Origin of the sequence: Pedobacter petrophilus, from assembly GCF_009674725.1 — a bacterium.
Taxonomy (GTDB): domain Bacteria; phylum Bacteroidota; class Bacteroidia; order Sphingobacteriales; family Sphingobacteriaceae; genus Pedobacter; species Pedobacter petrophilus.
In genome coordinates this window covers 1-10741 of record NZ_WKKH01000077.1, presented here as the reverse complement: position 1 = coordinate 10741, position 10741 = coordinate 1, and the positions used below count along the sequence as shown (strand labels likewise).

10 protein-coding genes and 1 pseudogene are annotated in these 10741 nt (G+C 39.3%); 4 read left to right on the top strand and 7 right to left on the bottom strand.

Going from position 1 to position 10741, the window contains the following annotated elements:
• Nucleotides 1-172: 172 nt before the first annotated feature.
• Nucleotides 173-1042, bottom strand: a complete 870-nt coding sequence (locus GJU39_RS22325; protein ID WP_342448236.1) for a 1-aminocyclopropane-1-carboxylate deaminase/D-cysteine desulfhydrase — start codon at nt 1040-1042, stop codon at nt 173-175.
• A 65-nt stretch (nt 1043-1107) separates the two neighbouring features.
• The gene (locus tag GJU39_RS22320; RefSeq protein ID WP_154283214.1) at nt 1108-2133 is read right to left on the bottom strand and encodes a DUF6588 family protein; all 1026 of its coding nucleotides are present in this window, start codon (nt 2131-2133) and stop codon (nt 1108-1110) included.
• Between the two features lie 100 nt (nt 2134-2233).
• On the opposite strand from GJU39_RS22320, the gene GJU39_RS22315 reads away from it, so the two are divergent.
• Nucleotides 2234-3262 (top strand): RluA family pseudouridine synthase, encoded by a 1029-nt coding sequence (locus tag GJU39_RS22315; RefSeq protein ID WP_154283215.1) that lies wholly within the window; start codon nt 2234-2236, stop codon nt 3260-3262.
• Between the two features lie 3 nt (nt 3263-3265).
• A complete protein-coding gene (locus GJU39_RS22310; RefSeq protein WP_154283213.1) occupies nt 3266-4105 on the top strand; it encodes an aminotransferase class IV in 840 nt (279 codons plus the stop codon).
• A gap of 117 nt (nt 4106-4222) precedes the next feature.
• Here GJU39_RS22310 and fmt read toward each other — a convergent pair whose 3' ends face one another.
• The gene (gene fmt / locus GJU39_RS22305; RefSeq protein ID WP_154283212.1) at nt 4223-5131 is read right to left on the bottom strand and encodes a methionyl-tRNA formyltransferase; all 909 of its coding nucleotides are present in this window, start codon (nt 5129-5131) and stop codon (nt 4223-4225) included.
• Between the two features lie 88 nt (nt 5132-5219).
• Between fmt and GJU39_RS22300 the strand changes: the two genes are divergently transcribed.
• A complete protein-coding gene (locus tag GJU39_RS22300) occupies nt 5220-6266 on the top strand; it encodes a DNA topoisomerase IB (protein WP_154283211.1) in 1047 nt (348 codons plus the stop codon).
• 60 nt (nt 6267-6326) lie between these two features.
• Here the strand turns inward: GJU39_RS22300 and GJU39_RS22295 are convergent, their stop codons facing one another.
• On the bottom strand, nt 6327-6536 hold the full coding sequence (locus tag GJU39_RS22295; protein ID WP_154283210.1) for a hypothetical protein: 210 nt from the start codon (nt 6534-6536) through the stop codon (nt 6327-6329).
• Nucleotides 6537-6743: 207 nt separating this feature from the next.
• The gene (locus tag GJU39_RS22290) at nt 6744-8015 is read right to left on the bottom strand and encodes an exo-beta-N-acetylmuramidase NamZ family protein (RefSeq protein WP_154283209.1); all 1272 of its coding nucleotides are present in this window, start codon (nt 8013-8015) and stop codon (nt 6744-6746) included.
• Between the two features lie 135 nt (nt 8016-8150).
• On the opposite strand from GJU39_RS22290, the gene GJU39_RS22285 reads away from it, so the two are divergent.
• Nucleotides 8151-9371 carry an ABC transporter permease gene (locus tag GJU39_RS22285; protein ID WP_154283208.1) on the top strand — a complete coding sequence of 407 codons (1221 nt, stop codon included), beginning with the start codon at nt 8151-8153 and terminating at the stop codon, nt 9369-9371.
• A gap of 167 nt (nt 9372-9538) precedes the next feature.
• Here GJU39_RS22285 and GJU39_RS22280 read toward each other — a convergent pair whose 3' ends face one another.
• The gene (locus GJU39_RS22280; protein WP_154283207.1) at nt 9539-10465 is read right to left on the bottom strand and encodes a bestrophin family protein; all 927 of its coding nucleotides are present in this window, start codon (nt 10463-10465) and stop codon (nt 9539-9541) included.
• 26 nt (nt 10466-10491) lie between these two features.
• Nucleotides 10492-10741 (bottom strand): annotated as a pseudogene (locus GJU39_RS23460) (hypothetical protein); the annotation flags it as partial.

Sequence of the window (10741 nt, the reverse complement as noted above, 5' to 3'; positions counted from 1 at the left end):
GTTACAACCTTCCTAAAACAAAATATTATTTGGAAAAATTTTAATTATTATTTGGATTTAAACACAGTTCATCCTGAATTTATTTCAGGACCTTAGTTGTGATTTAAGATGCTGAATCAAGTTCATCAGGACGGTACTTTTACAATTCAGCAGGGTGATGTTTTGATAAACCTCAAAACTTCTCTTTCATGCCCAATAAACCAAGCAGTCCACCTGTATGGATTGCTAAAATGCGATCGGTAGAATGGATCTGATTTTGCGCACACAAATCGAAAATCGAGTAAAACATTTTTGCGGTATAAACGGGATCGATTAATATGCCGGTTTCTCTGGTAAACCTCTTAATAAAAGCCAAAAGTTCGGGAGTGGTTTTCGCGTAACCGCCAAAATGATAATCGGTATGCAAAATTAAATGATTCGAAATTTCAGTGTACAACGAAATTTCATCAGCAATGAAACTTCCGCCCTTTAAAACCGGCACAACATGAAGTTTAGTTTTTAAACCCTGTTCCTCAATGCCTTTTGATAAACCAGCTGCAGTTGTTCCTGTGCCTGCTGCAACAAAAATATGATCATAGGTTGCTGTTAATTCCGTGATGATTTCACTACAACCCATCACAGCTTCTGCTGAAGCGCCGCCTTCATTAATAAAATAAGCAGCTGAATTGGAACCAAAATAATCTGCATATAATTCGGCTTTGTTTTTATACCGCTCACGGTCAACAAAGATTAATTCCATGCCATAAAGCGAACAGATTAAAAGCATTTCATTTTTTACTTCTTCACCCCTTACAAAGGCTGTTGCTTTAAATCCAGACCGGGCAGCAGCTGCGGCCGTTGCCACCAGGTGATTGGAGTAAGCACCACCGAAAGTAACCAGATGCGTTTTAGATGATGCTTTTGCTTTTTGTAAAATATATTTCAGCTTGCGCCACTTATTTCCGGAAATATATGGATCTATCAGGTCGTCTCTCTTCACAAATAAATTGCTGAAAGGAGCGGCATCGATTTTCTGTACGGGGCTATATATTTCTTCGAACACGTGTAAAATTAAAAAACACCTGAAACTATCAGGTGTTTTTTAATTCAATTTTAAAGATAATTGGTTTATTCGCCAATTCCGATACCTATACCGGCATTCACCATGCTGTATTTAGCCTGGGTGTAAGAACCATAGAATTTAAAGAAACCAAACTTTAATTGAAAGCCCAGGCTGCCACGAACACCATCGATATCCGTTTGTTTCACAGAAACAGGATCGGTGTAGCTAACTGATGTTAACGGGCTTGTGGCAAAGCTATACGTGCCTAAAGCTTTTAAATTCGTTTTTGCAGTCTGGTAGCCGATACTGGCAAATGGCGTAAAAAACATGATTTTCTTCGAAACAATCGCATCAAAATTAACCCCATTAAACCGGGCATCGATCCGTTGATCTGAATTGTTCGAGTTTTCCATATTCAAATCCAGGGTGTATTTATATTGCGTAAAGCCGCCGGCTATGGCAATGTCTACCGGGATCAGCCGGTCCGTTGCACCTAAGATCAGGGGTAAAAGCTCGACTTTCGCGCCTACGCCAATCATCGACATGCTCCCAAAATCATCTCCAAAATTAACTTTCGGCATGGCCCTTAATGAAATGTCAATATTTTTTGGCAAGCCTAAAGTAGCCTGAATCTGAGGAGCAGGAACGGTATGGAAACCTATGCCGCTGGGTAAGTTAAAGAACGTTCCGGTCGGAAGTCCGTCAGTGGTGTACACTTCCATGCGTCCGCCATCTTCGTCTTTACCGAAAGCGGTTGGCCCGATAGATGATGCGCCCGCTGCCGGTTTAATGTTTCTTAAACCCAATGTGTTTACATCATAAGTTCGGGAAGATTGCGGTACAAATGCGGCGGATGCAGAGATCCTAACTTCAAATTTCAAAAATCCCTTAGATTTTGCCGTGTTCGTCCAGCCATCGTTTAATCCTTGCCCGAGGCCTTTGTATAATGGATCGAGGTAGGCATTAACGAGTTTTGTGGCATCTTCCGGGCCAGATACAAATAGATTTCCGACGTCTTGTTGGGCATTCGCTCGCTGAACGAAAGCAAATAGCGATAAAGCCAGGATGGCTTTTGCATAGGAGTTTTTCATGTTAGAATGGTTTAGAACGGTTTGTGTCCCTAAGATAGCCCATTTTTTTAATTATAAAATGATTTCGAAATTCTTGGTCGTAAAAGATTATTTTTGCATCATGGAAAATGTGGTCGAATTGCAGGAATCAGAGGAGCAGGAATTATATGAACATTTAAAAATAATTGTAGATAAGGGGCAGTCTTTACTCCGTATTGATAAATTTTTAATGGTTCGCGTAGAAAATGCTTCCCGCAACCGGATTCAGAATGCAATAGATGCCGGCAATGTGCTGGTTAATCAAAAACAGATCAAAGCAAGTTATAAGGTAAAACCGCATGATGAAATTTCGATCGTTTTGCCACATCCGCCCCGCGATACCGAAGTTTATCCGGAAGATATTCCACTCGATATTCTTTATGAAGACAGCGATTTATTAATTGTAAATAAACCTGCCGGGATGGTGGTGCACCCTGGTTTTAATAATTACAACGGCACTTTAGTAAATGCATTGGCTTTCCACTTCGAACAATTGCCACAATTGCCTGGAAACGATGGGCGGCCTGGTTTAGTGCACAGAATTGATAAAGATACATCTGGTTTACTACTGATTAGTAAGAACGAAAAATCGATTACCCACCTGGCCAGACAGTTTTTCGATCACAGCATTACCAGAAAATACCTTGCACTGGCCTGGGGCGATATCGAAAATGACGGAACAGTTACCGGCTATATTGGCAGAAGTGTAAAAGACCGGAGGGTGATGGATATTTACGATGAGGAAGAAAAAGGAAAATGGTCGGTAACCCACTACAAGGTGTTAAAACGGCTTGGCTATGTTACGCTAATCAGCTGCGAACTGGAAACGGGACGCACGCACCAGATCCGTGCGCATATGCAACACATTGGGCATCCGCTATTTAACGATGCCATGTACGGTGGCGATAAGATTTTAAAGGGAACCACGTTTAATAAATACAAACAGTTTGTAGATAATTGCTTTGAATTGTTGCCAAGACAAGCATTACATGCGCAGAGTTTAGGCTTTATTCATCCAACAACAAAAGAATACATGCACTTCGAATCGCCCTTACCGGCAGATTTTAAAGCAGCTTTAACGAAATGGGAAAATTACATCACCGCATCATAAAATATGTCTCAAGAGTACCTTTTATTTAATGATGAATATCATGCAGTTGATGCGCCTGTTTTAACGACCTCCAATCGGGGGTTTAAATTTGGTGATGGCTTGTTTGAGAGCATGCGGATGATTAATCAAAAACTTCAGTTTGCAGATTTACATGCCGATCGGCTTGCTGCAGGCATGAAAGCTTTAAAAATTGATGGCCATGCCCTGATGGATGATTATTTCCTCCGGCAGAAAACAGCAGATTTAGCTAAGAAAAACAGGTGGAATGGAAATGTACGGTTCCGTCTTTCCGTATACCGCCAGGGTGCAGGCATTTATACCCCGGAAATTAATAAGTCGGGTTACGTTTTAGAGGGAATGCCTTTAAAATCAATTGCATACGAGCTCAATACGAAAGGCCTAATTATTGATGTTTTCGATGAGATGACTAAATCAATTGATAAGCTTTCCAACTTCAAAACCTCAAACGCACTATTGTATGTTATGGCCGGGCTATTTAAAACGCAGAACCGTTTAGATGAAGCGATGATTTTAAATCAGAGTGGTTTTTTGTGTGAAAGCATCAGTTCGAATATTTTTGTAGTGTATGATAAACAAATTTATACACCTGCTTTAACCGAGGGTTGTGTTGGTGGGGTAATGCGTTCTACAATTATGCAGATCTGCAAAATGAACGATATTCCATTAATTGAAGCGCAGATTAGTCCGGAGATATTAAAAGAGGCTGAAGAAGTTTTTATCACCAATGCTACACAAGGCATCCAATGGATTATGGGTTACGGAAGGAAAAGGTATTTTAACGAGTTTTCTAAATATCTGAATGAGAAGCTGAATGCGCTTTAAAATATTGAATTAATATTGATCAGAATATAGCTTATTAGCATTTGTCATGTTGAGCTTGTCGAAACACCTAGCAGTGCTTTAATATTTCGACAAGTTCCTGTTCATATTCACTTAAACCTACAACCTCATTCCCCTCAAAAAATCTTCGATCAGCATGCGTTTTTTGCCTTCGTATTGAATATCAAGCAATTTAATAAAGCCATCTTTCGTCGCAAATTTTAGATAGGTTTTATTATCGGTTAATAAGCCGCCGGCAGCAATTCCGGGCTCTTTATCTTCAAGCTCAGCTTTGAAAATCTTAAGTGTTTTATCATTTAATAGGGTAAAGGCAGTTGGGTAAGGACTTAAGCCCCGAATCAGGTTATGTACCTTTATCGATGGATTGTTCCAGTCGATTTTACAATCTTCTTTAAAAATCTTAGGCGCATGTTTCAGCTCATCACTTTGCGGTTGCGGTTGTTCGGCAACGTCGCCAGCAGCAATTGCGGTAACCGTTTTAACTAGTAAGTTTGCGCCAATGACCATTAATTTATCATGCAATTCGCCAGCCGTTTCATTATCTGCAATCGGTGTGCGGTCACTTAAAATAATATCGCCGGTATCTATTTCATGAGTTAAAAAAAAGGTAGTTACACCACTTTCCTTTTCTCCGTTAATGATGGCATGGTTAATTGGTGCGGCACCTCTGTATTGTGGCAGGAGCGAGCCATGAAGGTTAATGGTTCCTTTGGGTGGCATGTTCCAAACCACTTCGGGCAGCATTCTAAAAGCAACCACCACCTGTAAATCGGCCTGGTAAGATTTTAAAGCGGCTAAAAACTCCTTGTTTTTAAGTTTTTCGGGTTGTAAAACAGGGATCGACTTTTCTACCGCATATTTCTTAACAGCACTCTCATTCAGTTTTTGCCCACGTCCGGCAGGTTTATCTGGAGCTGTTACCACCGCAACAATGTCAAAATTGGCCTGTACCAGCGCATCAAGAGAAGCAACTGCAAAATCGGGCGTGCCCATAAAAACTATTTTCATACCGTTAGTGTTGTGTTCTAAAATAATGTGATTAGTCACCTTAAGTTTTACAAAATAACTAAAAATTAAATCATCCTGATCAGTAAAAATGGTACAAGGCGAAGATGTTGTTAAGGCGAGTGGATTAGTTTATGTAACCGATTCTATGCCTGGTATTTATCGGAAGGGAAAACCTGGTAAATTTTACTACGAAGATAAAAAAGGAACAAAAATAACCGACGAAAGGCATCTGGCCAGGATCAAAGCCCTGGTTATTCCGCCAGCCTGGCAAAATGTTTGGATTGCCACTAAACCCAATGCCTATTTACAGGTAACCGGAACCGATGCTGCAGGCCGGAAACAATATCGCTACCATGCGAAATGGACTTCCAGGCGTTCTGAAGATAAGTATTACAGACTGTATGAGTTTGGAAAAAATTTGCCCGAAGCCCGGAAAAAACTGGCTAAAGATTTACGGCGCAAAGACCTCGATGAACGCAAAGTGCTTGCCATTTCTGTGGATGTACTGCAAAAATCTTTGATCAGGGTTGGGAACGAAAATTATAAACAACTGTACGGATCGTTCGGTTTAAGTACCTTACGCGATAAGCATGTTAAAATAGAAGGCAGCAAAATCAATATCGATTTTATCGGTAAAAAAGGAGTGCGGCAAACCGTTACACTGAATGATAAAAGCCTGGCTAAACTGGTGAAAAAATGCCGAGACATTCCCGGACAGGATCTTTTTCAATACTATACCGATGGTAAAGCGCACAAAGGCATTGATTCTGGTAAGGTAAATAATTACATTAAAGAAATTACACAAAACGATTTCACAGCAAAAGATTTCAGAACCTGGGGTGGAACGCTGGAAGCGTTGCGGCAATTTGCAAAATGTTCTGTAGATGTAAATGTAGAGCTGAACACCAAGAAAACGGTTGTGAATGTGCTGGATTGTGTGGCAAAGAAATTAGGCAACACCAGGGCGGTTTGTAAAAGCTCGTACGTGTATCCCTTATTAATTACCGCTTTTGAAAATAATGAGCTGGAAAAGTACATGAAAAAGATGAACAACCATAAAACGGTAGGCAAATTAGGGCTGGAGCACGATGAAAAAGTATTGCTTTCGTTCCTGAAATCTACCGGGAGCAAATAAAATAATTTCTTTTTACTTACAAAATTGAGGTGATCTGGATATACCAGTCACCTCAATTCGTTATTGCTCTTTAGGGGCTTTTTTTATCGGGTGAACAGGCTGTTCCTCATTCTCCCTTTGTTCTGCAGGATTATCTGTTTTCACTGGTTTATTCGGTGTACTGTCATCAGGTTTTCTAACCGTTTGATGATCCACCGGTTTGCGTCCTTTCGGAACTTCTTCTCTGTAATTGCTGCCTGGATTGTCGTTTGTTTCTTTTGGTCCGCTCATGGTATTTAAGATTGAATGATTGAAATTTGAATGCGGGAATTGGCAATCTGCCAAGACTCATGTAAACAACAAGGAAGGATAAACTATTGTTTGAAATTGTCAGTCAGTTCACCCATCCATTCTCTCATTCAATAATTCTCTCATTCAATCATTCATTTATTCAATCACTCAATAATTCTCTAATTCCCTCATTCAATAATTCTCTAATTACTGATAAAGCAGGTATTTCAAACGCATTTTTTTGTAAGCGCTTAATCCAGGCTCCCAGCTTGCCCTGATCTGTTTTTCACTTTTTCCCGCCATCACCTGTTGTCTGAAATCGGCTACACCCACCAAACGCTCAATAACATTCATTTCTTTACTTAGTTTGGTGTTAAAAAAATCTTCCTTTTTAGGCGATGCCTGGTATAGTTCCAGCATCCATGAAATATTAATCTGTCCCGATTTTCTTAATTTTGAAGTGTCATAATCCCTTAAGTCCAAACCATAACAAACCTGGTTTTGAAATAATGGTGTTTCTGACATGCCTTTAATGCTTTCCGGCGTGAAACTAAACTTAAACTTGCCCTTTAAGTATGGTGCACCCAAAATGGTAAAAGGAAACATCGTTCCGCGACCATGATTTAAATACGTCCCTTCAAATAAGCAGGTGGAAGGGTACAATAAAATTGATTGTTGCGTATTTAAGTTGGGCGATGGTTTTACCGGCAAAATGTACTCCATATTGTGATCATAATTCAGGTTCTTGATCACCGTTATGTTGCATTTCACTTTGTTTTTCAACCAGCCTTCGCCATTAAGCATTTGTGCATATTCGCCAACGGTTAATCCATGCGCAATAGGAATTGGTTGTACCCCGATGCCAGATTTAAATTTAGGATCCAAGATTGGTCCGTCGATTAAATAACCATTAGGATTTGGCCGATCCAAAATAATAAGCGCTTTATTATGGGCTGCACAGGCTTCCATTACATTTTGAAGGGTATTAATATACGTGTAAAACCTTACGCCAACATCCTGAATATCAAACACCATTACATCGATATCTGCTAAATCTTCAGCAGTAGGCGTACTGTGTTTACCATAAAGTGATACTGCCTTTATTCCGGTTTTGGCGTCAACGGAATCATTAACATGCACACCTGCGCTGGCATCGCCTCTAAAGCCATGTTCCGGACCAAAAATTTTCTGAATTTTTACGCCCAGTTTAACCAGGCTATCAACTGAAGTTTGTGTTCCAATCACAGAAGTTGGATTCACCACCATGCCAACACGCTTGCCTTCCAGCATACGCAGGTAGATTTCAGTTTGCTCAGCACCGGTTTTAATTGATGTAGGCAGTTTAAAATTGTCTTTAATTAATAGTTTGCGGGTCTGGAACTTTTCTTGTCCAATTTGCTGATCTAAAGGTTTAGGACTCTGGCCACAGGCAGAAAGTGCAATTAAGCAACCAAAGGCAAAGCTGATGTGTTTTTTCATATTCAATCTTTATAAATCAACAATAAAACAATTTAAGATTATAATGATTTAGTATAAACTATTGCCATTATATTCCAAATATATGTCATTTTTAAAAAGGATTTAAGCATTTTTGCTGTTACAAAATTATCAAAATTGAATTTCGAATATTTCATAGCAGGCCGTATAGCCATAAAATCTGAGCGGACTTTCTCCAAGTTAATTGTGCGGATTGCAATTGCCGGGGTGATGCTGAGTCTGGCAGTCATGATTCTGTCTATCGCCATTATTAAAGGCTTCAAAACCGAAATTCAGGATAAAGTAAGGGGTTACCTTGGCGATGTACAAATTACCCGCTTCGATCTGAATAACTCCTTTGAGCATTCGCCGTTTGTATTGGATGCTGAAACTAAAAAACTGCTTAAAAACAATCCGGACATCGATTTTTATTATCCATTTGCCACTAAACCCGCCATTCTTTCGGCCAATAATGAAATTGAAGGGATAAATTTTAAAGGCGTAGATAAAAGCTATAACTGGGATTATATTAAACAACACATTATCAGCGGTACCATAATTGATTTTGCTGATAGTACAGCTGCTATGCAGGAATTATTGATCTCGAACTATACCGCAAATAGATTGAAGCTTAAAACCGGTGATGATTTTATCATGTATTTTGTGCAAAACCAGTTACGCCCCAGAAAATTTAAGATTGTAGGGGTTTATGATATCGGTGTTGAAGATATAGATAAAGGATTCGTGCTGGGAAACCTGAATATTATTAAACGCTTAAACAATTGGAAACCCGGAGAAATTGGTGGTGTAGAAATCAGAATCAAAGATTTTAACAGACTTAAACCAGTTTCAGATGAAATTTTTAAAGGTTTGCCTCAAAATCTGCGCTCATTTTCCATTAAAGAAAACTTCCCTAATATTTTTACCTGGTTAGGTTTACTGGACGTAAATACAAGGGTATTGTTAATCTTAATGTTAATTGTTGGCGTAATTAATATGGTTACTGCATTGTTAATTATGATTTTAGAGCGCACGAATATGATCGGAATGCTAAAATCTTTCGGTGCGAGTAACTGGTCTATAATGAAAATATTCTTGTATAATTCTGCTTATTTGATAGGAATTGGATTGCTGCTTGGGAATATTTTAGGTTTAGGTTTGGGCTTTTTCCAGCAATCAACCCACGTGTTCAAACTCAACCAGGCTTCCTATTTTCTGGCTTATGCGCCGATAGAATTTCATTTTCTGGATGTACTGGCCTTAAATGTAGTCACCGTAGTGGTGTGTTTAACCGTGTTGATTATTCCTTCGCTATTGATTAGTAAGGTTTCTCCTCTAAAAGCAATCAGGTTTAAATAGTTATTCTTTTCATCAGATTGTAATCGCCTTTAAAAAATTAATGCGGCAATAAAATCGCCGCATCAATTAATCATTATAATTTGCCGGTTAAGCTTCTCTCCATCCGGAGAGAATACTTATGGCTTTAACTAACCATTCCAAATCGGAATAGAACTAAGAATTAAGATTTATAAGATATAATAAGACCCAACGGAAGCCAGTTCTGTTTGTGGCTTGTCTTCATATATTTTATCGTCGTCGATCATTTGTAAAAGGTCGCGCTCTATGTTTCTACAGATGGTTGTGGTAGGCGTATCTGTAGGTTTATTTTCAAACGGATCTTGTAAATGAACGGCCATTTTCTCTACCAGTAAAAAGAATGCTGCAATTGCCACTACAAGGGGCACTTCCATATACCCGAAGTATTCTATCAAACCAAAAGGCAAAAGCACGATAAAAAGGTGGATAGACATGTTGATGTATTTACTGTATGTAACCGGGAAAACCGTGTTTTTAATCCTTTCGCAACCGCCCATGTGGTTACACAATGCAGTAATCGATTTATCGATTTCAATTTGCTGGTATTTGTTAATCCAGCCTTCACTTAGCGCTTTTTTCAAGTCCATTCCATGCAACTCCAGCAAAGAAGTGGTTACATTCCGGCGTTTCTTAATAAAAGCGAGTTCTTCGGGAGATAAAAATTCTTCCAGTCCTTTGCGGGCATTGAAACCTCTCAGCGCCTGACTTAAAGCGTAACACCAGGCAATTTGCCTCTTAATAAAACGCTCCTTAAACTGATTTACTTCATCCAAGCCATATGGATTTTCTACAAAAGATAAGATCTGGCGGGAGATTGATCTCGAGTCATTCACCATGGCACCCCAAAGTGTTCTGGCTTCCCACCACCTGTCATAAGCCTGGTTGGATCTGAAAGCCAGCAGCAGGGAAATTATGGTTCCCAGTAAGGCTGGTACCGCAACCGGAATAGATATTCTGGTGACATGAAAATTCTGATAAAGCACTACAATACCAATAGAATAACTGATTACGAAAAGCAATTCTGTTTTAATCTTTCCAAAGGTGTAGGTGAGCGGGATGTTATTTCGTAGTAGCATAATATCTTATCTTTATTCGTTAATAACTAGGCATTCGACTTTTGTAACTGCGCTTCCGGAATCCGGCTTTCGATTAAATTTTCCTGAACATGAAGCGTCATGATGTTTAAATAAACCACTTCGCAACCAGATCTTTCTGTTAAAAACTTCGGATCGATGCTGTATTTATTTAAGGCTTTGAAATTATAATCTTTTGGATAGGCGATGCAGTCAACATCAAATGCCTCTATAAAATTCTTGAAAGCCGATGCCGTACTTCCGTAAAAATATTCTATG

Bases quoted from the DNA above. Each gene is read 5' to 3' on its own strand.
- fmt (WP_154283212.1), bottom strand. From the start codon at position 5,131: ATGAAAATAGTTTTTATGGGCACGCCCGATTTTGCAGTTGCTTCTCTT.
- GJU39_RS22300 (WP_154283211.1), top strand. From the start codon at position 5,220: ATGGTACAAGGCGAAGATGTTGTTAAGGCGAGTGGATTAGTTTATGTA.
- GJU39_RS22310 (WP_154283213.1), top strand. From the start codon at position 3,266: ATGTCTCAAGAGTACCTTTTATTTAATGATGAATATCATGCAGTTGAT.
- GJU39_RS22295 (WP_154283210.1), bottom strand. From the start codon at position 6,536: ATGAGCGGACCAAAAGAAACAAACGACAATCCAGGCAGCAATTACAGA.
- GJU39_RS22280 (WP_154283207.1), bottom strand. From the start codon at position 10,465: ATGCTACTACGAAATAACATCCCGCTCACCTACACCTTTGGAAAGATT.
- GJU39_RS22290 (WP_154283209.1), bottom strand. From the start codon at position 8,015: ATGAAAAAACACATCAGCTTTGCCTTTGGTTGCTTAATTGCACTTTCT.
- GJU39_RS22315 (WP_154283215.1), top strand. From the start codon at position 2,234: ATGGAAAATGTGGTCGAATTGCAGGAATCAGAGGAGCAGGAATTATAT.
- GJU39_RS22320 (WP_154283214.1), bottom strand. From the start codon at position 2,133: ATGAAAAACTCCTATGCAAAAGCCATCCTGGCTTTATCGCTATTTGCT.